Annotated in this window: 19 protein-coding genes and 1 pseudogene; 12 read left to right on the forward strand and 8 right to left on the reverse strand. The window is 35.3% G+C overall.

Features of this window, described 5'->3' with window-relative positions:
- Positions 1 to 71 precede the first annotated feature (71 nt).
- Together AB3210_RS04595 and AB3210_RS04600 are read right to left on the reverse strand one after the other, a co-directional pair.
- Positions 72 to 1,217, reverse strand: a complete 1,146-nt coding sequence (locus AB3210_RS04595; RefSeq protein ID WP_230609131.1) for a hypothetical protein — start codon at positions 1,215 to 1,217, stop codon at positions 72 to 74.
- 88 nt (positions 1,218 to 1,305) lie between these two features.
- Complete coding sequence (locus AB3210_RS04600) at positions 1,306 to 4,509, reverse strand: glycoside hydrolase TIM-barrel-like domain-containing protein (RefSeq protein ID WP_096097210.1); 3,204 nt, start codon at positions 4,507 to 4,509, stop codon at positions 1,306 to 1,308.
- Positions 4,510 to 4,790: 281 nt separating this feature from the next.
- Between AB3210_RS04600 and AB3210_RS04605 the strand changes: the two genes are divergently transcribed.
- The 3 genes from AB3210_RS04605 to AB3210_RS04615 are packed head-to-tail and all read left to right on the forward strand — an operon-like array spanning position 4,791 to position 5,731.
- Positions 4,791 to 5,267, forward strand: a complete 477-nt coding sequence (locus AB3210_RS04605) for a transposase (protein ID WP_019236989.1) — start codon at positions 4,791 to 4,793, stop codon at positions 5,265 to 5,267.
- Positions 5,233 to 5,415 (forward strand): hypothetical protein, encoded by a 183-nt coding sequence (locus AB3210_RS04610; protein ID WP_038227351.1) that lies wholly within the window; start codon positions 5,233 to 5,235, stop codon positions 5,413 to 5,415. Before AB3210_RS04605 ends, AB3210_RS04610 begins: the two co-directional genes overlap by 35 nt.
- A complete protein-coding gene (locus AB3210_RS04615; RefSeq protein WP_007301972.1) occupies positions 5,375 to 5,731 on the forward strand; it encodes a transposase in 357 nt (118 codons plus the stop codon). Before AB3210_RS04610 ends, AB3210_RS04615 begins: the two co-directional genes overlap by 41 nt.
- 832 nt (positions 5,732 to 6,563) lie before the next feature.
- Here the strand turns inward: AB3210_RS04615 and ftsY are convergent.
- A complete protein-coding gene (gene ftsY / locus AB3210_RS04620; RefSeq protein ID WP_096097201.1) occupies positions 6,564 to 7,475 on the reverse strand; it encodes a signal recognition particle-docking protein FtsY in 912 nt (303 codons plus the stop codon).
- Positions 7,476 to 7,651: 176 nt separating this feature from the next.
- On the opposite strand from ftsY, the gene iscU reads away from it, so the two are divergent.
- From iscU to AB3210_RS04640, 4 genes are read left to right on the forward strand one after another with little or no spacing between them, the layout of a single operon-like run.
- A complete protein-coding gene (gene iscU / locus AB3210_RS04625; protein WP_007302620.1) occupies positions 7,652 to 8,035 on the forward strand; it encodes a Fe-S cluster assembly scaffold IscU in 384 nt (127 codons plus the stop codon).
- A gap of 5 nt (positions 8,036 to 8,040) precedes the next feature.
- Positions 8,041 to 8,427: a HesB/IscA family protein gene (locus tag AB3210_RS04630; RefSeq protein ID WP_006012614.1), complete on the forward strand. Its 387-nt coding sequence runs from the start codon at positions 8,041 to 8,043 to the stop codon at positions 8,425 to 8,427.
- On the forward strand, positions 8,420 to 8,878 hold the full coding sequence (locus AB3210_RS04635) for an iron-sulfur cluster co-chaperone HscB C-terminal domain-containing protein (RefSeq protein ID WP_007302621.1): 459 nt from the start codon (positions 8,420 to 8,422) through the stop codon (positions 8,876 to 8,878). The genes AB3210_RS04630 and AB3210_RS04635 overlap by 8 nt, the downstream gene beginning before the upstream one ends.
- Entirely contained in the window at positions 8,856 to 10,751 is a 1,896-nt protein-coding gene (locus tag AB3210_RS04640; RefSeq protein WP_019236960.1) for an Hsp70 family protein, read from the forward strand. The genes AB3210_RS04635 and AB3210_RS04640 overlap by 23 nt, the downstream gene beginning before the upstream one ends.
- A gap of 3 nt (positions 10,752 to 10,754) precedes the next feature.
- On the opposite strand, the gene lepB is transcribed toward AB3210_RS04640, so the two are convergent.
- A complete protein-coding gene (gene lepB / locus AB3210_RS04645) occupies positions 10,755 to 11,540 on the reverse strand; it encodes a signal peptidase I (RefSeq protein ID WP_007302623.1) in 786 nt (261 codons plus the stop codon).
- Between the two features lie 199 nt (positions 11,541 to 11,739).
- On the opposite strand from lepB, the gene AB3210_RS04650 reads away from it, so the two are divergent.
- Positions 11,740 to 12,096, forward strand: coding sequence for a TrbC/VirB2 family protein (locus tag AB3210_RS04650; protein WP_007302624.1), 357 nt, complete (start codon positions 11,740 to 11,742; stop codon positions 12,094 to 12,096).
- A 2-nt stretch (positions 12,097 to 12,098) separates the two neighbouring features.
- Here AB3210_RS04650 and AB3210_RS04655 read toward each other — a convergent pair whose 3' ends face one another.
- Positions 12,099 to 13,097 (reverse strand): pyruvate dehydrogenase complex E1 component subunit beta, encoded by a 999-nt coding sequence (locus tag AB3210_RS04655; RefSeq protein ID WP_052264819.1) that lies wholly within the window; start codon positions 13,095 to 13,097, stop codon positions 12,099 to 12,101.
- Between the two features lie 60 nt (positions 13,098 to 13,157).
- Positions 13,158 to 14,459: an ankyrin repeat domain-containing protein gene (locus tag AB3210_RS04660; protein ID WP_007302626.1), complete on the reverse strand. Its 1,302-nt coding sequence runs from the start codon at positions 14,457 to 14,459 to the stop codon at positions 13,158 to 13,160.
- 325 nt (positions 14,460 to 14,784) lie between these two features.
- On the opposite strand from AB3210_RS04660, the gene uvrA reads away from it, so the two are divergent.
- Entirely contained in the window at positions 14,785 to 17,604 is a 2,820-nt protein-coding gene (gene uvrA / locus AB3210_RS04665) for an excinuclease ABC subunit UvrA (protein WP_230609134.1), read from the forward strand.
- A 36-nt stretch (positions 17,605 to 17,640) separates the two neighbouring features.
- Here the strand turns inward: uvrA and ltrA are convergent, their stop codons facing one another.
- On the reverse strand, positions 17,641 to 19,110 hold the full coding sequence (gene ltrA / locus AB3210_RS04670) for a group II intron reverse transcriptase/maturase (protein WP_230609206.1): 1,470 nt from the start codon (positions 19,108 to 19,110) through the stop codon (positions 17,641 to 17,643).
- A 524-nt stretch (positions 19,111 to 19,634) separates the two neighbouring features.
- On the opposite strand from ltrA, the gene AB3210_RS04675 reads away from it, so the two are divergent.
- Complete coding sequence (locus tag AB3210_RS04675; protein ID WP_010405036.1) at positions 19,635 to 20,339, forward strand: ComF family protein; 705 nt, start codon at positions 19,635 to 19,637, stop codon at positions 20,337 to 20,339.
- Between the two features lie 115 nt (positions 20,340 to 20,454).
- Here AB3210_RS04675 and AB3210_RS04680 read toward each other — a convergent pair.
- A pseudogene (locus AB3210_RS04680) lies at positions 20,455 to 20,736 on the reverse strand (transposase); the annotation flags it as partial.
- A 482-nt stretch (positions 20,737 to 21,218) separates the two neighbouring features.
- Here AB3210_RS04680 and AB3210_RS04685 point away from each other — a divergent pair.
- Positions 21,219 to 22,376, forward strand: a complete 1,158-nt coding sequence (locus tag AB3210_RS04685) for an ankyrin repeat domain-containing protein (protein WP_052264780.1) — start codon at positions 21,219 to 21,221, stop codon at positions 22,374 to 22,376.
- Positions 22,377 to 22,693: 317 nt separating this feature from the next.
- The gene (locus AB3210_RS04690; protein WP_367363633.1) at positions 22,694 to 24,031 is read left to right on the forward strand and encodes an AAA family ATPase; all 1,338 of its coding nucleotides are present in this window, start codon (positions 22,694 to 22,696) and stop codon (positions 24,029 to 24,031) included.
- Positions 24,032 to 24,301 lie beyond the last annotated feature (270 nt).

Genomic DNA, 24,301 nt, shown 5'->3' on the forward strand with positions numbered 1-24,301 from the left:
CTAATATTTTAACTACTTTACTGAATTTTCTAGCACCGAATCGACGATACTAGAAAGTTCTTTAATCAATGCTATATAAGTGATAGCTCTCCCATTGCTACCCTGTCTACTTCTGCTCCTTCCAGCTTATTATCTACTCGTTCACGGTATAGATCTTTTCCTTTCATCCAGGATACATCACTATTTACTAGACCCATAGAATAGTTACCATTGTTCTCTCCAAAAGCAAATGACTTCCATTTGCTTTCTTCTTGACCAATTAATTTATCATGCACTATCCTCACAACATTTCGTTGACCTAAATTTTCTCCAAATTGGGTAAGGAAGGGAAAAAAAGCTTGTTCATATAACGTCGCTATTCTACCATTGCTTAAATCTTCTACACACCTTTCTGCATACTCTTTCTGATTCTTCACTTCTTTGATAATCCTTTTTATTTCATCTTTCTCTTCTTCCTTTTTCATCTCTTCCTCTTTTTCAAGCATACTGATGCAATCACCTAGTTTAATTATAGCTGAAGGTAAATACTCTACTAATTTACCGCACATTTCTTTTTGACTTAGTATTTCACTTTTATACTTAGATAAGATATCAACTGCTATGCTTAAATCATTTATCGCAATTAAGTCATTATTTAACTGTGTATAAACGATTTTTCCACTATCGTTAATACCTACAACAATCGGTCCCAACAATATTCCCTCAGGGATTGTTATATCCTTCCCTATATGAGTGTCAATGGCTTTTAAAGAATCAAAGTCTATATATATTCCACCTTCATGTTCCGTAAACTGCTTTAAGAGTGCCAGAGCAACTAATCTAAAAGTATCTATTTCAACAGCAAAGTATGTTCTTTGTTCACCTGTCATGTTATACATATCTCTAAAGAAATCTTTGATACTAGTATCTTTACCATCTATCTTCCATCCTTGATCTATTTCGCTCCAGTCATACTGATGCAAGTCTATAACATGTACTCCTTCAATTCCTTTCAGTTCACGCTTTAAATTATCTATTTGGCTTTGCTTAAACCCTGGGCCGTTGATAATCAGATATATATCCCTCTCCTCTTCATTCTTTAGTTTATGATTCTTGATTATATCTAAATAATTCAATCTACTATTTTTACCATCTGGTAAAGATGCACCATGTACTCTTGGCACCCATGTTAGTATTATTGGCGCTTCATTTGATAATTTTTTTACATTACCGATCATTATTTTACCTTACTATATTGCTATATTTATAATATAGTGGATTTTTTAATAAAATGCAAGTAGACATTAAGATTTCACTTACGCTCTCTCAGTTTACAATTTTTGTTTCCGTATTATCTAATGAATCACCGTAAGTGACTGCCTTAAGATAAAACTTTCTCCCTTTTTGCACTTCAAAAGAAATTATTGAATCATCAAGTAGAATAAATTTTTCACCTGCAGTGTGTTCATATTTCTTAGTCCCTTCTTGACCTCTAATTAGGTTGCTAAGCTTATATTTATTTTTATCTATAAGCTTGGCATCTTGGAATTTTATTACCTCTTTTCCAACCAGCGCTAACACAGTTGAATTCATGACGTCTAGCTTACCAAAACGTAGCACTACTGTAATTCCCTCATCGGTAGATTCGATTACATATCCGTAAGTAGATTGTATATTTGCGCTCGCGATGGGCTTATAATTTTTATCATCATACGAAATAAAAAGTGTTGCTCCTTTCCAACCTTCCTCTTCACTAATTAAAGTAAAACTTGCGATATTACCTTTAATATGCGGTAAATCTATCATTTCTACGATAGATTTACTGATGTGAGAAGGAGGGTATTCTTTAAGCATAAGTGATCTTGTTGAAGGAAAGGAGAGCTTGTATATAGAGGGATCATAACCAACTCCCATTACTTGAATGGACATGCTTTCAAACTTTGTTTTTATAATTCTCATCGTATGTCTTTTCTCGCCATCTGAAATTGCTATGACATCACTTGGTAAAAGCCATGCATATTTTATCGGGAGCTTAAAGTTGTATACATTTCTCTCTTGCCACGAAGAATAAAGTAAAACTTCAGCTATATTTTGCGCCTCCCCTTCCTCCATAATGAGAGGTATTTCAACTGTTGCAGCATTGCCCTGCTTTGGCAGTTCAGCATATTTCACATCAATTGGATAGCCAAAATTGCGGTTAAAATAAACGATGTTAATCCTATTGTTTAAATCTAATTGACTAAGCTGTATCAGCTTGGGATTGTGATTGAAAACAGTTTCGTCAACTGGTATACCAGTTGTCACTCCCCTGCCCTTTTGAATAAATTTCAGTTTTGAGTTCTGTTCAACCACATCAAAAAAATAGCACCTTCGCAGCATTTTAATAATTGAGCGTACGGGTTGCTGATCATTTATTACATACCCAGATAGTAATCCTTTAACATCACTTGTATCAAACTGATCGCCTTTGAGACCTACCTTTTGCAACAGATCAGACAAAACATCGGAAACATTAAGTTGTGAAATTTTTCCCTGAATCCAGTGCCCGGTCTGCCAGTTATGGCAGTCAGCCCACATGTCACATAAATTGGGGAAATAAGGAAATGGCCTTGCATCCCACGCCCAGAGGAACATTTTCTCCACCATTTCTGAGCTTTGCCACTTTTTTAATGTTCCTTCGATTGCAGTTTTCTGCGAAAGAAAGCTCACCTCTCCGTTTGAGTATCGTGGATATTTACTCTCTATACTACCTTTATCAACAAACACATTGGGCTCATTAGTGCAGCCGTTCATACTGGGAAATCCATATTCGGTAAACCATATTTTCTTCATTTTTGGTTGCCATTTTGTTTTACTACCACCTGGATTTACATGAACTTCACTCCACCATTTCTCGATATTTTTCCACGCATATTCGCTGTCATTATACTTTATTTTCTCAGGATCACTTTTTGAGTAATCGTAAAAATAATCATACCCTACCCCACTGCTCCAACCACCCGTTACATCTTTCGCGGAATAGCCAAAAGGAGGTTCTGGGCCATCGGTGAGTGGAAAGTAAGCATCTATGCCAACAACATCGATAAACTCTGAAGACCATAGTTCATCCATATTATACCAACCATCATATGAATGATACTCACTCCAATCGGCAGCGTAAGTTACGTTTACTTCTTTTCCAAGCTGAAATTTTACTTGCTTTGCAACTTTAACTAGCTCTGCTACTGCAGGATAATTGCCTTTCGCATCTTTTACTCTGGTAAGCTGAGCAAACTCAGAACCAATAATAAACCCTTCCACTTTAGTTTGTTTGGCAATGCTTGTGTAATGCTCTATGAATTTGCTATACTGATTCTCAAAAAAATCACTTATATCCTGAGGAGTACCGCTCAATTTTCCTCGCCACTCTTTGTTTTTTGTGTCAAGCAAGAGCATTGGATAGAGCATCACCTTATAACCTCTGCTATGCAGCTCTTCTATATATCTTATTAGTGCTGCATCGCTAACTGTACCACCATATCTTGGATTGCCATGATTATCTTTTGAAATGAGCTGGGCATTATCCCTGGTTATATTTCCCACTTGCCAATCATCAGGCACTATAGCAGAATCGTCTTGAAATTCAACTGCAGGATATATTTTACAATCTTTGATATTCAAACTGCTTGCAAACCAATTAACCACTACCGATGCCCATTCAACATTTGGTAAACTTTCCTTCAATTGGTCCAAAGAAAGCATAGCATCGCTCTTTTTTGTGTGATTATTGTGATTTACTCTTTGTACCGGTCCATAGGGAATATATTGACTACTGCTTATTTTTTCTCGTGCAATTTTCTTCTGTATTTTCGTATCATACACAAACTCCCCTGAACCTGGTATGATATTGATATTTTTAATGTTTTCTGCTACTGAGAATCCATTGAGCTTCAGTGCAGTTTGCACTTCAAATGTAAACACCGGAACACGATTACTATAGTCTGCCAAAGGGAAATTTTTGATGACTATGTAAGATATTCCTCTATAAGCTGGTACATTCTTCTCACCTTCGATTGATAACATAAACGGATCAGGGTTTTGGTCTTCTCTGCCGTGGTAAAAAGTATAATCTATTTCATCAAAACTAAGCGATTTTATATCCGCCCAGATTCTATTTAATTTTTCTACTTTCCCCTTGCAAATTGCAATTGCGAGTGTTGCATAGTAGTTATATGTAATATTTATACCTCTTCCTGTTTTATTTTGAGTGGTTATCGCCTCCTCTTTTATTGGCTGTGACCAAATAATGTTTCCAGCAATGCGAGCAGTGCCATAGATAATTGGAATTGCTTTGCCATAAGTTGAGGTTTGAACTTGCAGATTTTTCAGCCTCGCCCCATGCGTTATCTTTTGGTCGGCATCAAGACCAAATATTGCATTATCAAGCTGTGCACCAAGCAGAGCACCGAGTTCTGAGCCAACAATCTGGCCAATTGGCCCAAAAATACTGCCCGCTTTACTTAAAATTGATGATAAAATTATTGTAGACATAATATTCTCCTTTTTAATAGATTGTTTTGAATTTTTGAAAGAAGATCCCAGACTGGGATAAAATTGGGACCTACTATATAGTAGTGTCATGCGACTGGTATCCAGGAAAAAAAGGATGTAATCCGAGTAGCCCTTTTCCTGTCATCCGAGTAGCTGACACTGGGATCCATTGTTCTTTATTTCTGAATTCCAGCGGGCTTTGTTGCACCACTCAAGGAAAGAACAGGCAGTTACTGATGGAATTTGTTATAAAATAGATATTTAGCCGACAAAGGAAAAATATGCCAATAAGAATGAAAGTCAGTAACTGCAATGAATATAACAAATTTCTTCAAGAAAGGGGAAATGTTTTTCATTATATCAACGATGCCATTGAAAATTGGTACGAAAATAGTCCAAAAGTAGCAGGTGGCAACAATGTCTACAGCGACAAAGTAGTGATTCTAATTCACATAATAACCTATCTATTCAGGATTGGTCTTAGGCAAACAGTGGGATTTATAGAGAAATATCTTGAGCAAATAGGGAAAATTTTGCAAATTATCAGCTATTCGCAGGCTTCAAGAAGGTTTAAAAAGCTTAATATCAAAATCAACGACTGCAGAGTTGATAAGAACGATATGGAAGATATTGAAATTGCTATAGATAGTACAGGTATCAGCATCTACAATAATATTCCAGGCCATAGTAAGGCAAATGGTACAGATAGAAAGTATCGCCGCTATGAGCAAACAAGATGTAATGCTAGAGATAGGTAGTAAAAAAGTTATAGCTGCAAAATACAGTAGTGGAGTTTATTCCGACCACTATGGAGCCTGTGATCTTATTGAAAGAGTGGATACCAAGTATAACATAAGCACGATATATGCAGATAGATCGAAAGAAGTTATACAAACTGTGCGATGAGCTTGACATAAAGACAAGGATTCCTCCGCAAAATAATGCAGTAGAGCATCCAAAGTTGGATTATATGAATGAGAGAAATTCTACAATCAAGCTCATAAAGTCATATGATGAAGATGGTATGAAGAGGTGGAAAAAAGAGATAAATTATTGGAAGAGATCTTATATAGAAAGTTTTTTCTCGCGACTGAAGCAAATATTTGGATTTAGTTTTAGGAATAAATCTGAGATTAATCGTGAGAAGGAACTGCTACTCAAGTGTTATTTGCTTAACAAATTTACTGAAATAGGCATGGCTAAGTTTGATATAGCTTCATGAATTTATTATACATTACCCACTATCCGAAGAGCTGTGCAACAAAGCCATTCCAGTTTCACGCACTGACCATTTGCTGTTTTTACTCATAACTACCTTGTCTGGACGAATACGAAAACAAGTAGCTAATTATCGCATAAAAAAAAGAAGATGTAGAATATCTTCTTTTTTGTGATTAAAGATACATTAAATCTTGATTGTGTATTTCCTCTGCTATAAGCAATAATTTTTCGCTCTCATCAAAGAGACTTTTTGCGCTAGCTGCTAATTTCTCACTAATTTGTGGTAGACATTGTCATAATATACTCCTTAAATTTTTAAAATATATTTATGTTGGTATACAAGTATCAATATTACATTAATATAATTGCTTTTTAGGCATGAGTGACAAGCTGAAGTGGTTTTTAATTACTCAAAAAACAGAAACGTTTCTATTTCCTACACTTTCTAAAACCATAGGCGCCCATTATTAGCTAAAGTAAAGGTCAAGTATCTGGAATTCTGGACATAAAATCCTCCTGTGTAAAAAAGAGTTAGAAAAAAAATGCAGTGCACATACGACAGATATACACTGAAGAATACATTTTTTAATAAGTTTGATTAAAAAGTCTGCAGACTAAAGATAGATTTTGAGCTCTTAAAATATCTCTATTTGTAATTATAATGAGATTGAAAATATGCGGAAGTAATTTTTATACGTTAACGGCTCACCCAACCCACTTGCAATCTGGATCCCAGACTGGGATGGCAAGAAAAGGTTACTCGGATAGGAAGTACTGGAATGACACCATCTAAAAATTGAAGCTTGGTCATATGAAAAAGTTAAAGGAAATCTTCAATCACATTTAAACAGCGCTTCAGCAAACTCTTTGCCAGTAAATTCCCTCAGGTCTTCTATACTTTCACCAATTCCTATAGCGTGTAATTTTACCTTATAAGCTTCTGCAAGCCCAATCACTACTCCACCTTTGGCAGTACCATCTAGCTTTGTTACAATTAACCCGGTAACACCAACCATTTTACTAAAGGCCTCTAATTGGCTATAAGCATTTTGGCCAGTAGTTCCATCAAGAACTAAAATAACATCATGAGGAGCAGTATCATCCAATTTCTTTATCGTTCTATGTATTTTTGACAGCTCTTGCATGAGATTTACATTGTTTTGTAGCCTTCCTGCTGTATCAATTAAAACAACATCAACGCTATCTTTTATCGCTTGACTTACAGCTCTATATGCCACACTTGCAGAATCGCTACCGTGCTCTCCAGTAACAATAGAGCAATCAGAACGTTCTGCCCAAATATTTAGTTGCTCACTCGCAGCAGCTCTGAATGTGTCGCACGCAACAAGCATAACGGATTTTCCTTTTTCCTTATATTTATAGGCAAGTTTACCTATAGTTGTAGTTTTTCCATTACCATTCACTCCGCACACCATTATTATGTGTGGTTTTTTATTCAAAATGAGCGGCTGCACAACAGGGTTTAATATTGTTTCTATTTCGCTCATTAACTGCTGTGTGATAATGTTATGTTCAACTTCTGATTCAAATTTGATACTTGCGAGCTTATCAATAAGCAATCTAGAAGTTTTATGACCTATATCCATGCTAATCAGCAGCTCTTCCAGATCATCTAAAAGCGACTGATCTAATTTTTTTTTGCCAGAAAAAATATTTTTTACTCCATCACTAAAACGGGAGGAGGTTTTTAATAGTCCTTGATAAAGATTACTGAATAAACTCAAGAAATACTCCTTTCAAAATTACCATATAAAGAATGACATGCACTATATGTATTTGTAAAGTAAATACACTCGTAACCTATATATTTTGTGAGTAAAATGTACTGCTTGCTAGTGTATTTTACTTTAGTTTTTAACCTAAATATGTTATAATGTAAGTAATGGTTTACGGGTAATCTATGAGTTATAATGAGAAAATTTTAGATCATTACGAAAATCCAAGGAATGTTGGTTCTCTGGATAAAAATGATCCAAATGTTGGTACTGGTTTAGTTGGTGCACCATCATGCGGAGATGTAATGAAACTGCAAATAAAGGTCAACGATAAAGGTGTTATTGAAGACGCAAAATTTAAAACTTTTGGTTGTGGTTCTGCTATAGCTTCAAGTTCTTTGCTTACAGAAATGATCAAAGGAAAAACTATTGAGAATGTAACAAAGATAAAGAATACTCAAATAGTGGAAGAATTGTCTTTGCCGCCAGTAAAGATACACTGTTCAGTACTTGCTGAGGATGCTATAAAAGCTGCTATTCATGATTATCAAAATAAACAAAAACATTGAGGAATATGAGTGAATTTCAAGGAGTAAATTCTGTTAAAAAACCTATCACTCTAACCGCAAATGCAGTAGAGAGGGTAAGGTTTTTATTGGACAAAAAGAAGCATGCTAACCTTGAAGAAGCAATAGGAATAAGAGTTCTAATTAAGCAAAAAGGATGCTCTGGTTTAAAATATGATATTGAGTATGCATATGATGTTCGTCCTTTGGAGTCGGTAATTGAAGAAAGCTGCAGTGATGATCAAAAAGTCAAGGTGCTGATCGATCCAAAATCTATCATGTTTATCCTTGGCTCTGAAATGGATTATGTAGAGGAAAAATTCTCATCAGGTTTTATTTTCAAAAATCCTAATGAGAAAGGAAAATGTGGTTGTGGAGAGAGTTTTCATGTCTAGCAACCATTTCACATTATTTGGAATTGAACCGGCTTTTAACATCAGCTTTGATGAGCTGGAGAAAAAATATATTGAGCTAAGCAAAACTGATATAAATGAAAGAGAGTCCAAAAGTATGGAAAATATCAACAAAGCTTATCAGGTACTGAAGTCACCGCTAAAGCGTGCCGAACATTTGTTGGATCTTTTTGACGTAAAAAGCAAAAAAGAGCATCTTGATCCTGAAATATTAAATGAATCAATGGAAATAAGAGAATACTTTCTAGACTGCGATGATTTACAATTTGCAAGTAGGATGATTGATGAAAAGGTAAAAGATTGTACTAAAAACCTAATTAATGCTTTTGCTACAAAAAATTTTGATGAAGCTGCTACGCAAGTTTTTAGATTGAGATATTTATATAAGTCATTTGAGGAGATAAAGGAAAATGCGGCCAGTTCAAATTTCTGAACCAAGTTTAAATGAGGTAGTTTTTGGTATAGATCTTGGAACTACTAACTCTTTAATTGCCATGGTAAATAAAGCTGGCAATGTAGAAATATTTAAAGATGAGCAAGGTCGTGAACTATTACCTTCTGTCATTTCATATGAAAAGGATGTACTAAAAGTAGGCTACGATGTTGGCGAAAACGCTATCTGCTCTATAAAACGCTTAATGGGTAAAAGTGTTAAAGACTTGCATAAAGAAGGTATCAATTGTGAAATAGATAACGAAAGTGAAAAAGTTATTAGGGTAAAATGCTCAGAAGAAAAGTATCTCACTCCTATTGAGATCTCTGCTGAGATACTAAAAACTCTATGCAAGAGGGTAAAAAAATTCACAGGGATGAAAGTTAACAAAGCAGTGATTACTGTACCAGCTTATTTTGATGATTCAGCACGTAACGCAACCAAATATGCAGCAAAATTAGCTGGCATAGATGTTCTTCGCCTCATTAATGAACCAACCGCTGCAGCACTTTCTTACTCCATTGAAAAGAACAATAACAGTGGCATATATGCAGTTTATGACCTCGGTGGTGGAACATTTGACATTTCAATATTAAAATTACATCAAGGAGTGTTTCAAGTTCTTGCAGTTGGTGGTGATACTAAACTTGGTGGTGATGATTTTGATCATCTACTTAGTTTAATCGTGCTTGAAAAGTATAGAGAACAGGTAGGTTTAAATAAAAAATGCTCTAGTGTCATCCCAGTGCTCCGACACTGGGATCCAGAAAGTTTGATTGCAAGTGAACACACCAGAAAGTTATATAATAAGAACTGGATTCCAGTGTCAAGCACTGCACCATCTGATACAACTACCTACAAATTACAACATTCATACACTAAAACTGGTATCTGCAATATACGTGCTATAAAAGAGTACCTAAGTGAAGATACCTCTGGCACTTTTGAATTCAGCATCAATGGTGAATTATTTAAGTGCAAAATTACCAAAGAAGAATTCGAGCAAGCAATCAGTCCTTTGGTTAATAAGACTATAAATATAGTTACTCGTACTATAAGCAACATAGATCTTAAAATCGATGATATAAAAGGGGTAATTTTAGTTGGTGGCGCAACTAGAGTGCCATTAGTGCAAAATTCACTAATCAAACTCTTTGGCAATAAAGTGCTGAATGATGTGGATCCGGACAAAGCAGTTGCCAATGGGGCAGCTTTGCAGGCTCATTATTTAACTTCAAACTCAAAAGATAGGAATATTCTCCTTGATGTGCTGCCTTTATCACTTGGCATAGAAACTATGGGGGGAATAGTTGAAAAAATTATACCAAGAAATACACCACTACCAGTTTCAGAAATAAAAGAGTTTACAACTTACGCTAACGGGCAAACAGCAATGAAAATTCACGTTTGTCAAGGAGAACGTGAAATGATAAAAGATAATAAATCTCTAGCACGATTTGAACTCAAAGGTATACCACAATTGCCTGCAGGTTCTGCAAAAGTTGAAATAGGATTTACAGTTAGCATTGATGGAATATTGACTGTCACTGCAAGAGAAAAAACTACTGGAGTCGAACAGACAGTTAAAATAAATTCAAGCTCTGGCTTAAATGAAGAAGATATTCAAGATATGGTCAATCAGTCAGTAAGTAACTTTGATGAAGACATGAAGGCTCGTTCCCTTGCAGAGGCTAAAATTAACGGTAACAAGCTCATACATCTAGTTGAAAATGTTTCTACTGAGCAAAAGTTAAAAATTTTACTACAGAACGCAAAAGACGCTTTACAGGAAAATGACTTAGACAACATTAATAATGCTATCTCTGAGTTAGAAAACTCTGCTTTAGAATTATGCGAATCAGCAGACAGATAGAGTTCATACAACTTTGTGAAGTACCCTGTCAAATCTCAGAGCAATAGGTAACCTAAAATCAAACGGCAACCAATCAACTTTGCCTAATTTAAACGATAAACCAACCATGCTTACGCGTCCAACTATATTTTCAGTTGGTATTAACCCAATTTCAGAAAACCTGCTATCAAAAGAATTATTTCTATTGTCTCCCATAACAAAAAATTGATCATCAGGCACATAATAAACTGGAGTATTGTATGATAACTTATTAGAAAGATTATCTATTAGAATTTCATGCTCCTTGCCGCTCGGGAGTGTTTCGATGTATCTTGCTATATTACGCTTTGACTCATAATCAAAAAAATTTTCAATTTGTCTTCGTTTTACTTTCTGATCATTTAAATATAACTCCCCCTCTATCATTTGCACTTTATCGCCCGGTATTCCTATTACCCGCTTAACAAATCTAATGCTGTCATTTCTTGTAGGCTTGAAAACTATTATATCACCACGCTCCGGAGGGGTATAAAAGATTCTACCGCTAAAGATGTTTGGAGAAAATGGAAAAGAGTGTTTACTATAACCATATGAATATTTACTAGTAAAAATATAATCTCCCTCAAGTAGAGTGCTTTTCATTGAACCAGAAGGAATATGAAATGGCTCAAATAAAAAACTACGTATTGATAGCGCAATTAGTAGCAAAAAAAACAGTGAAGATAAAAACTTTCTCGTTCTTGCTATCCGGTTCTCTCTCAATTCTTTCAATTTTATTTTCTTTATAAATTTAAGCTTATCATAACACATAAAAGTGGTAATGTGAAATTTTACTCATGGGTGTTATTACTCTTTTTCGAAAGTCGAAATAAGCTCTCAAGTAATTGACAGTGATTGATAACCAATAGACATCATTTGCTATGCAATATTGTATAAATCACAATGCTAGTTTTACTAAAAATTATACTATTTTAGATATAATTATAGTATTTAAACTTAAGGTATAGGGATGAACCCTACAATTAGAAAGGTTTTTTGTATTCTACTTATAGTATTATTTATTTCTTTTTCTCATGTTGGAAGTGCTGCTAACTCTAATGACGATACAACTGCTCAAGTAATATGTAATATTATTGGCTACGTTTGGGGAATAGGTGGACCGCTTATGACCGTAGTGATAATAGGAGCAGCTTTACTTGCAATATTTGGTAGAATGCCGTGGCCTGCTCTTTTCGCCCTCGGTGTATTTTGCGCTGTGTTTTTTGGCGCTAAAACTATTGTCATAAAAGTAATGGGTGGTATAAACTCTACAAATGCCTCTTTTATGGAAGAATGTGGAACGGGAGATAAAAAAAAGAGTCAATAGGACTATTTCTTTCTAAAGCAGACTTGGTGCACAGCTTCAACTATATCTTCCACTTGTGGTAATGCTTTCTTTTCTAGGTTTGCAGCATAAGGTAAGGGGACATCCTTGCCGGTTACCCGTACAACCGGAGCGTCAAGGTAGTCAAATCCTTGTTCCATAATCATGGCTGAGAGTTCTGCTCCTATTCCTGCAAATGGCCAACCTTCTTCTATGCTTACTAATCTATTGGTCTTCTTAATAGAGTTAATAACTGTTTCAGTGTCAAGTGGTCTTAAGGTTCTGAGGTCGATAACTTCAGCTTCTATTCCTTCACTAGAGAGTAAATCTGCTGCATTTAACGCATCCATTAGTTTCAATGAAAAAGCAGTGATAGTTACATCCTTTCCTTCCCGTATAACAGCAGCTTTGCCTATCTCAAGTAGATAATCTTTATTTGATAGCTCAGAGTCAGGAACTTCATGCTCATGTCCATAAGCGATCTCGTTTTCTAGAAATATTACCGGATTAGGGTCACGAATTGCAGCTTTAAGCAGACCTCTGCAATCGGAGGCAAAGTAAGGTGCTATTACTTTCAACCCTGGAACATGCGAATACCAAGATGCAAAGCACTGAGAATGTTGTGCAGCAACTCTTGCTGCAGCTCCATTTGGTCCACGAAATACTATAGGGCATCCAAGTTGTCCACCCGACATATAATTTGTTTTTGTTGCGGAATTCACAATTTGGTCGATAGCCTGCATAGAAAAATTAAAAGTCATAAACTCGACTATTGGCCTCAGTCCAGCAAATGCTGCTCCAACAGCAAGACCAGCAAATCCATGTTCAGTAATGGGTGTATCAACTACCCTATTTTCTCCAAACTCTTTCAGTAATCCTTTCGTTACTTTATAAGCACCATCATACTCTGCAACTTCTTCACCCATGATAAATATATCAGGGTCATTTTGCATTTCTTCTCTGATCGCTGTGCATAAAGCTTCTCTTACACTTAAGATTGCCATTTGTAAACCTGTAGATTTCAACTGAAATAACTATATCAAAATTACCAGGAAGCGCACAAGTTAAGTTTTACAAGCATCATGTTGCACTGAGCATTGAATACTTACTTCTTTTAATTCAGTAGGTTGCGGTGATAGTGCGTATGTAACTCCACCGACTATCAATGAAGACATCACAGAAGTTGCAATCATCAATAGAATTGGTAATTGGAAGGCTATACTAAAGGCAACACCTACTGTCAACATGATTGTAAAGTTTACAGAAGCAATTTTTAAGAAAGACAGTTGTCTTTTTTCTGTTTTTTCTAGTAATACTTTATTTGCTTTGGTTTTGCTTAATTCACTATTAAGTGTTGTATTTTTACTTTTTAGATCTTGTATTTGTTGTTTTAGTGATTGATTCTCTTCACTGAGTTTATCAAGTACTTCTAACCTATTCTCATGTCCACCCATGCAATTCTTTACCCGTTTTAATTCCTCATCTGCCTCTTGTAATTTCTGGATTTGGCTATCTCGCAACTGAATTTGAGATGGCAAACTTTCTAAAGTTTGATTATCAACTGCCTCGTCGTGATTTATTTCGGAGCAGGAAGAGGTATTAAATGTAGTTTCAAGTTCTAGACCGCTGTCATCACTACTAACACTTTCGTCAATAGGAGTCTGTTTACCACTACATGTAGCACTTTTTCTTTGCGGTGACTCAAATTTTTCTACCATATTCTTAACACTAACACGTAAGTCTTGCTCACTTACTAAACTGTCACTACTTTCGCACGTAACAGGAGCCTGTGCACCACTACGTATGGTATCATATTGTTTCACAGAATTTATAACATCTGCTGGTGCAGCAGTTTTTTTCTCATGCTTTGTACAAAAATTTTGTTCTGCTTCCTTTAACATTTTTACTATAGCTTCTTTATTTTCTATATTACCAACCACCTCCCTTGGAGTCTTATTTTTGCTTTTTAATGAAGGATTAACTCGATCATCACTTAGTAGTTGTTTTACCATGCTTTCATGTCCACAAGAAGCAGCAATATGCAAAGCAGTTAGCCCATCATTTTTAGAGCCATCTTTTACTCGAGCGCTAACACTTGCTTTCTTTTTTAGTAAAAGTTCCACTATTAACATATTGTTGCATGCTGTAGCAAGATGTAACAACGTCCAATCTTCTGCAGCTTCTTCTGAAATTTTTATACTAAATTGATGTTCTTTACTAAAATTTTTACTAAACTTGTTGTACTCTCCTGCATCTTTTCCTTTTAACTCATTCTTTATTTTTTCAAGTAAATTATCTTCATCCAAATCGCTACTTTCACTTACCTCATTTATTATTTCAAAAAACTTCTCCTTCTCTATTACCATAACCTTTCCCTCTAAATTTATTTTTATCGCTGCATAATCTCACAAAAAAGTTAAATTTATCAAAATTCTATATTTTATATAAAATAAAATTTCCTGTTTCCAAAAATTGGTAAGCATGTTTTTGATGAGATTGTAGAAAACATACTTTTATGACACCATTTGTTGTACGAACTAACTTGGCGAAAACAGATGTTTATATAGTTGTATGGCAAAATGTTTTGCACTAGTTGTGCTACTTCGTTTTCCGTAATAGTTGAAAAAATTAGTAGAAAGTTGTTGTAAGTTTATGTATTTTGAGGCTGTAATGGTCAAAGGTACATGAAGTATGATCAGAGTTAAAGGTGCAAGAGAGCATAATTTGCAGGGTATTGATGTCAATATACCAAAAAATAAGTTAGTTGTTATAACTGGACTAAGTGGTTCTGGTAAGTCTAGCCTCGCATTCGATACGATTTATGCAGAAGGCCAACGCCGATACGTCGAAAGTCTATCGGCTTATGCACGTCAATTTCTTAATATTCAAGATAAACCTGACGTTGAATCGATCACAGGCCTCTCTCCTGCAATATCAATTAACCAAAAATCGATCTCAAAAAATCCAAGATCAACTGTTGGAACCGTTACTGAAATTTATGACTATCTACGCTTAATATATGCGCGAATAGGCATTCCTTACTCACCCGCAACTGGATTGCCAATAACGAAACAGACTGTATCTCAAATTGTAGATACTATTACAGCATTACCTTTAGAAACTAAAGTATATATAATTGCTCCTATTGTACGTGGTAGAAAGGGAGAGCATCTAAAAGAGATACTGGAAATTAAAAAGCAGGGTTACGTAAGACTAAAAATAAACGGTGAAATATGTGATATAGATGACTTGCCTAAGCTCGATAAAAACAAGAAACATGATATTTTTGTGATTGCAGATAGAGTGTCCATATCAGATGATATAGGAAATCGACTACCAAGCAGTATAGAATCAGCATTGAGACTTGCCCATGGCTTAATGTATGCAGAAATAGTTAACTTACCTGATAACCACAATTCCGAGTATAAAAATGGTCAAACTTTAACTTTCTCAGAGAATTTTGCATGTCCTGAGTCTGGCTTTACTCTTGAAGAAATAGAGCCAAGATTGTTTTCTTTTAACAGCCCCTACGGTGCATGCAGTTCATGCAATGGGCTCGGTAAAAAGCTAAGTGTTGATGCAAAGCTAATAGTGCCAGATGAAACGCTCTCGATATCTGAAGGTGCTTTAAAGCCAATTGGATCAATATTCCGTCAAGTGCATACAAACTATGGATTGCTAAAAAATGCAATTCTGTCACTGGCTGAAAATTGCAAATTTAGTCTTGATGTTCCGTGGAAGAATATAGACCAAAAAGTGAAGGATTTAATACTTTTTGGCTCTAGAGAAATGAAATTTCAAGGTTTGGTCAGTATCCTAGAACGCCAGATGGATTACGATGCATCACTTATTGATAGGTATTGTTCTGTTACTGACTGCAAAGAATGTGCTGGCTATAGATTGAGAAAAGAAGCACTTACAGTGAAAATTGATGAAAAACACATAGGTGAAATATCAGGGCTCAGCGTCGATGAATCCCTTGATTGGTTTGAAAATTTGCCAGACAAGCTCACAGAACAACATAAGCAAATTTCAAATAAAATATTAAACGAAATAATCAAAAGGCTGACATTTTTAAAGAATGTAGGGCTAAATTACCTTACACTTGACCGTGAATCTAGCACTCTCTCTGGTGGTGAAAGCCAGAGGATCAGGCTTGCTTCGCAAATTGGCTCTGGTTTAACAGGAGTGCTATACGTGCTTGACGAACCCTCAATTGGCCTTCATCAATGTGATAATGATCGATTAATTGCCACACTTAAAAATCTGAGAGACATGGGTAATACTGTGATTGTTGTTGAACATGATGAAGACACAATAATGGCTGCTGATTATGTGATTGATATTGGTCCTGGAGCTGGTGTAAACGGAGGAAAAGTTGTTGCAGAAGGAACACCAGATCAGTTACAAAAAAATTCAGAGAGCATAACAGGACAGTATTTAAGTGGAAAGAAGGAAATTTCAATTTCAAAAAGAAGAAAGCAAACAACTCAGTTCATAAAGGTAGTTAATGCTTGTGAGAACAACTTAAAAAATATAAATGTTGAATTTCCTATAGGGAATTTTATTTGTGTTACTGGAATATCAGGAGGAGGGAAATCAAGTTTAGTGATAGAAACATTATATAAATACTCAGCACACAAGATAAATCATTCATCTGCAAGGCATGGTCAATGCGACAAAATAGAAGGCCTTGAGTATATAGATAAAATTATAGAAGTTGATCAATCGCCAATTGGTAGGACCCCAGCATCAAATCCAGCAACATATGTTGGTATGTTTACTCACATCAGAAATTGGTTTGCAGGTCTCCCAGAGTCGAAGGCACGAGGTTACAATATAGGCCGATTTTCATTTAATACCAGGGGAGGAAGATGTGAAGCTTGTAAAGGTGATGGGCATTTAAAGATCGAGATGCATTTCCTACCGGATGTTTATGTGAAATGTGAGCAATGTAGAGGACAGAGGTATAACCGAGAAACATTGGAAGTTACTTACAAGGGAAAATCAATTTCTGATGTGCTTGATATGACAATAGATCAAGCATGTGACTTTTTTGAAAATCTTCCAATGATAAAGGAAAAGTTGATTTCTTTACAGGAAGTAGGGCTTGGCTATATAACGCTTGGACAGTCGTCAACAACGTTGTCCGGGGGTGAAGCACAACGAATAAAGCTGTCTAAGGAACTATCAAAGCGATTTACCGGGAAAACATTGTATATTCTCGATGAGCCAACAACTGGGTTACATTTTGAAGATGTAAATAATTTACTGAAAATACTCCATAGGCTAGTTGATTTAGGAAATACTGTTATAGTTATTGAGCACAATTTACATGTTATAAAAACTGCTGATTACATAATAGATATTGGTCCAGAGGGTGGAGTAAAAGGTGGCGAAGTGGTTGCTGTAGGAACTCCAGAAAAAGTTGCACAGACTCCAAAAAGCGTTACAGGCAAGTATCTTAAAACATATTTATTGGTAGGGTCGAGAACTGGCGCGCCTCTTTAGGGCTTGGTGGCTGATCCATTATTTTCATGTTGGGCCTCAATCCAAAATTCCCATGTTTACGTTTCCAGCTCCCGCCTCGTCAAACGCAGCATGCAGTTTTCCCGCACTACGCTTTCCTAGCAGATTCTTACCAAAGTTTATAACATCTTGTACTGGGGCTGCTTTCGGAACGTAATATCTTAATCTATAGTCTTTATATAGACCTAGTGTTTCGTATATCCATTCGCTACTCCACCTCTCCCAGCCAAATCCTTTTGCTTTTCTAGCTTTCATTAATTTACGTCTTACTTTCTTCTCTACCCATAGTTTCACGTAGTTAAAGTTTCGACCTGAGTTTCCTATCCTAAAGTAGTTTGTCCACCCTCTCAGTATTGGATTAATGATATTTATCACTTTCCATATTGGTTGCGATTTGTGGTCGCGAAATACCTCCTTCAATTTTTGAAGTAAGTTTGTCCGCGCTTTCATCTGTGGTGTTGTTTGTACCCTCCACTTTCCTTGTTTTGTGATCTTCTCTCGAAAATCAAATCCTAGAAAGCTGAATGTCTCTCTTTCCTTTAGGTTAGTTACTTTTGTCTTTTCTTTATTTACTTCTACCTTTAGTTTTGCTAATTCTTCTTGTACCCTTCTATACACTAATTTTTCTAGCCATTCCCATTTCTGGTGGCCATCTATCAGTATCACCAAATCGTCCGCCCATCTGGCATATTCTATATGTTGATATTTTCCTTCTTTAGTCACCTCTTTTGCCTTTTCTAGCATTTTATCTACCTCATTTAGGTATATATTGCTTATTAGTGGTGAAAGTGGTGATCCTTGCGCTATTCCTCGTTTCCCTCCTACTTTGAGGATTAGCTTGATCAAGTGCATGATTTCTTTATCATTTACTCTTTTGGAAATCTTTTCCATAAGAATATGGTGTCGCACATTGTCGAAGTAGGATTTCAGATCTATGTCAATAACTTTTGTATTGCCTTTGATTGCTGCTTTCGATACTTTATCAATTGCTTCATGCGCTTTTCTCCTAGGTCTATATCCATATGATCCGTCCTGAAAGTCAGATTCAAATATTGGTTCAAGTATTAGCTTCAGTGCTGTTTGCACTATTCTGTCCCGGATGCAGGGTATGTTCAACGTTCTGAGTTTTCCCCCAACTTTTGGTATTTCCTTCCTCCGGTTCCTATTTGGGCTATAGGTTTTGGTTATTAGTTCGTGTCTTATTTGTTGAAGATACTTTTCTAAGCCTTCTGCCTCTATCGATTCAAATGTCACCCCATCCATTCCTGGTGCCCCTTTGCTCTTCTTTGTCAGCTTATATGCTTCTTCTAGTGTCTCCATCTTGCAGACGTGAACATAGATTCCCCAGAATCGCCATTCCGGTTCTGTTTTCGCTTTGGTATATATCTTTCTTCTCAGGTCTTGTAATTTTATTGGCATTTTTATCATTTTTACCTTTACCTTCCTTTTTGTTAAAAGATTTCTACTAGTAGGGTGCCTTTGCTCCATGAGAGTTACCTCACTTCTTTACTACTACGCACCCATCCGCCACCCTCTCATCTTCTGTTCTTTTCCTGTTTTCCAGTTATAGAACCTACCACTCCAAGGTATTTCTCCTTGGGATGAGGAGGGCTTCTCCAGTTGCTTTGTATGTCCTCATTACCATGCTATCACTACCACCCCGCTGAAGTAGAACAATTGTATCAGTCGTTTTTCAACTGCCTATTCTGCTTTCGCCCATTGACCGCTGGCTCAGCCTTCAGTTCTTATCGTTTTCGAGGCCACCTATGTGTTTGCTTTCGCTACGGCCTAGTAATTCGCCATTATCCTATGATAACGTTGTCGGTAGGCTTCAACATTTTGCTTTCCCTCCACATTGCTACCCTAGCTACAGGACTTCGACTTTTATCCTGGTGGGTCTACCTCCCACTGAACATACTTGCCTTCTCTGGACACACGATCAAGTATCGACTATTTCTTAATAATTAGGTTATGAGGAGCATTTTAAAAGGTATACCTAACATATTTAATTCATGAATCTTCTCTTATTAAAAAAAGCTACAGATCTCATATTTCCAAACGTATGCGTAAGTTGTGAACGTATAATTGATAAAAGTTATGATTTATGTAGTGAATGCAATAAAAAAATCAATTTTTTAACTAAGCATTACTGTAATGTTTGTGGTGTAGTAATTCCAGATAACATTGATACATGTGGTAAATGCATCAGTAACCCTTCACCATTTAAAGTATTAAGATCAGTTTTTGCTTATGATGAACATAGCAAAAATATGATTATAAATTTTAAATTTTTTGATAATTTAAATTATGTGAAAGTCTATGCAAAGTGGATGTACAAAGCTAACAAAGACATGTTTCAAAATGCAGAGGTCATAGTTCCCATACCGCTACATAAAATACGCTTATTTAAACGTAAATATAATCAAGCAGCATTGCTCGCGAAGGAATTAAGTAAGTTATCTAATTTATCTTATACACCATTTGCAATAAAACGTATTCGTCACACCAAACCTCAAGCTGGTCTTTCACTTAAACAGCGTGAAAAAAATTTGAAAAATACTTTTAAAGTAAGTAACAGCGAAATTATCAAAAACAAAATCGTGATATTGGTTGATGATGTAGTAACAACTGGCGCAACCGCAAGGTCTTGCTCTCAGGAAATTTTAAACTCTGGTGCCAGAGAAGTGAGAGTGCTATCGCTTGCAAGAACTGTATGAAAATCAGCTTTAAGGTATAATTTTCATTTTTGAAAACTGTTTAGTGTCTTAGTACTAACTTGTGTATCATTCCTCTTAAAAAAAAGTCTAGTTATAGTGTATACGGAGTCTATAATTATAGCTCTTTTTCTAATAGTTCGAATAGCTGAATATTCTTTCTGGCTAAATTTTTTATAACAAACCAATGGTTTGATTAAAATCAGGAGAATATGGAGGCAGATATATAACTTCAGCACCGACACTTTTAACAAAGTCACTTATTTTCTATGAAAAGTTGCATTATCCAAAATCACCCAGCAAAAAGCTTGAACTAGCTATTAAAAACGTCTGTATCGCAATAGCCTTCAAAAATCATAGGCGCCATAATTTTTCCCTTATTCAAAGCTGCAATCATATTTTTGAATACTCACTGCATTCAGAAAAAAATAGGTACATGCTAGTGTAATAGCACTGGATGTAATAATTGGAACAAGTAAAAAAGCCTCTATTAGTTTTCTTATAGAGCTGGCTGGTTTAATGCTGTTATTATTCAATGATGCAAAATAATTTTCACTAAGGTTGGCCATCCATTTTGCGCCAGATAAGACCCTCTCACTATTTTTTTAGATAAGTTGACTTGTATTTGCTTTCCCATGTTTATAATTATGCTAATAATAAATATGATAAGATCAGTATAAATTTTTTACTTCCGTGTTTTTTCTATTGTTGTTTATAATGACTATAGTTACATCACATATTTCTTTCAATTAAATGGATCAGTTATTTATTGCAAATCACTGACTTTTTTAATGGATTCTTTTTCTAAATAATTTACAAAAATGTGTTTACTTTTGTTTGTAATTGTGTAGTAACTGCAACGTAAAGTTATAGGAGGTAAAGATGAATTTTGAAAATCTGAAAAAGATATTAAGTGCAATTGATAAAGATGCAAGTGTAAATAAAGATAACGTAATTAATAAAATAAAAGAGGTATTGCGAAGGGAAGATACAATAGCGTATCAAGAGTGGGAAAATAAAAATTTTAGTATAAATCATACATTCATCCAAAGTGATCCTGATGCCGAATTTACATTATTAATTGCAGCTGCAGCATCTAGCTGTAAGGATTTAGTGAATGTTTTATTAGATAGGCATGCGGATGTTCATGTAGAAGATGAAAATAGAGAGACTGCTTTGCATCATGCCGTTTATAGTAGATGTGTAGGTGTAGTAAATGCTCTACTAAAAAAAGGTGCTGATGTTAATGTAAAAGACAGAAGTGGTAGTACTCCTTTGCATTATGCTACTATATATGAACTCATAGATGTAGTAAATGCTCTACTAAAGAGAGGTGCAGGTGTTAATATAAAAGATGGAAATGGTCGTACTCCTTTACATTATGCTACTATATATAAATTCATAGATGTAGTAAATGTTCTACTAAAAACAGGTGCAGATATTAATGTAAAAGATGAAAATGGTAGTGCTCCTTTGCATTATGCTACTTTAAGTAACCATGTAGAGGTAGTAGATGCTCTGTTAGCTGAAGGCGCAAGTGTTCATGTAAAAGATAGAAATGGTAGTACTCCTTTGCATTATGCTGCTAAAAATGGCTATTTAGAGATAGTAGATGCTCTACTAGACAGAGGTGCAGATGTTTATAAAAAAGATAGTTTGCAGAAAACTCCTTTGTATTATGCCATTATAAATCACCAAGAAGATACGGTAGAGAGTATAAAAGGGTTTTTAAAAAATAAAGTAGTTCAAGGTAGTGTAGTTGTTGGTGGCTTAGTTGCCATGTTAGGGAATTTTGTAACATCGACGCTTTTTATAACCGAGACAATGGAAATTACATTAACATCTGTTACGGCAGCAATAGCTGTATCTGCATCAACAGCATTAACATCTGGTTATGTTAAATATCTAATGTCAAAATTCGATAACGAAATAAAAGAAATAAAAGAGCGACAAAACGTAATGGAAGGGAGGCAAAGCTTAACAGAAGGGTGGCAAAGTGTAGATCTACAAAGCATACGTATACATAATGCTCTTTCGTAAATTTTTACTTCCGCACTTCTTTAGTGTTGCTTATGATAACTATAGATTCATATTTTAATTAGAGGCTTTAATTACCTACTTTAAGTTATTGAATTTCTTATCATAGCATCTGTCATTCCAGTACCCTGGAATGACAGAAAAAGAACACTGAATTAAAAATACAACATACCATCTTATATCTTAATACTGCATAATACCTCGATCATAGATTGATTAAGGACACCTTGAGTTATCTCTTTAATTAGTCTTGCTTTACTATGAAAAGCTTGTACTCTTTAAATGTATTATTTATAAATTAACTGTTTATAAGCTAAAATATGTCTAATAGAGCTAATATAACTTTTTTTATAGCTGGTGCTATTGCTTCCCTTACATTAATTACATCTGGAGTTTTTGCTGTAGCTCCTTACGTTGCATTTTTATCTTCAGTTGCAGCTTTAAATATAGCTCCCCCTGTTATTTTTATTTTATTTGCGCTTTCTGCAGTAGTAATTGTGTTTTCATATAAAATGATTAAACAAAATAAAAAATCTCAAGAAAACTCGAAAGCTGAAGTCGAAGAGCCGAATAAAGGGTTAAGGAAAGAAGAAAATAAGCTAACTCCAATTAAAGAAGAATTAGAAGATGGAAAGGATAAAGAAAATAAATACGGGTTTAGTGGTCTAGAAGAAAAAGTTCATAGAATTTTAGAGAATTTTGTAACGCAAGATGAAGTGAATGGGTTAAAAAAAGAGGTTAGTGACCTTTCTGCACAGTTAATTAATAGTACTGCAATAGATGAAGTAGAAGCAAAGCTGAATATGGAATTTTACGCAAAAGGTGAAGAAAGAGGGTGGAATACAACATTTAGTGATATTATATTACCAAATGACATAAAAGAAAAATTGAAAGGGATTTGTGAGTTACAAGGCAGAGGATATCTCTTGTACGGTCCACCAGGAACTGGTAAAACTAGTATTAGTAAGGCAATTGCAAATCAAACTAAATCTCTATCTGCGTTTATATCTATTTCTGCATCTTGTTTGTCTAATAAATCGAATATAGATCAAATTTTTGAGAAAGCAGAGACAAACAGTCCGTGTATAATTTTTATAGATGAGATTGACGGCATTGGCAAAAAGCGCACTTCCAGTGAAAATGCAGGACCTTTAACTCATTTACTCACTAAATTGGATCAAGAGTTTTTATCCTCAAAAAATATAACGGTAGTTGCTGCAACTAATCATAAGAATCATTTAGATCCTGCGCTTATTAGGGGTGGTCGTTTGGAGTGTATTGAGGTTCCTGGGCTGGATAAAGACGATACACGTCAAAAAATATTACAAGAACGGCTCATCAAAAAGTTAAAAGATAGCGATATGAAAATTCTTGTACAGGCTAGTAAGGGATTCTCAATGGCAAATCTGATTTGCTTAATCGATAAAATAAGCGAAACTACAGAAAAGGAAGGCGAAATAAAATATCTTCGCACTTTCTGTAAAAATTTCAAGAAGGAGCATAACATAAAAGATGAGCCAGATAAGAAATATAGTAACGGGAAAACTAAAAACAAGGATATAAGGCTATCATCTGGAAGCTTATCTAGAAGTTCATCAGTAAGCTCTTCATTGAGTGATGTATCTTCTCGAGGAAGTAAGTGGCAAATCGAGGAATAAAGAGAATTACTACACAGTCTGGTCATGCAAGTCGAATCATGTCATTCCAGTGCTTGACAATAGTTTTTATCCAGAAGGAACTTCTAAAAGGGTGTCATTCCAGTACTGGAATCTAGGAATTTTTTGAGCACGCAAGTTGTGCCAAGTTTTTTGTTGGTAAGAAAGGCTGGATCCCAGTACTGGGATGACAGGAAGAGGGCTACTCGGGTGACATCGAAGGGGCTACTTGCATGACAACAAAGGGGCTACTTGCATAACTCAAATTCAAAG

The organism is Wolbachia endosymbiont (group B) of Scrobipalpa ocellatella (genome assembly GCF_964188425.1).
Taxonomy (GTDB): Bacteria; Pseudomonadota; Alphaproteobacteria; order Rickettsiales; family Anaplasmataceae; genus Wolbachia.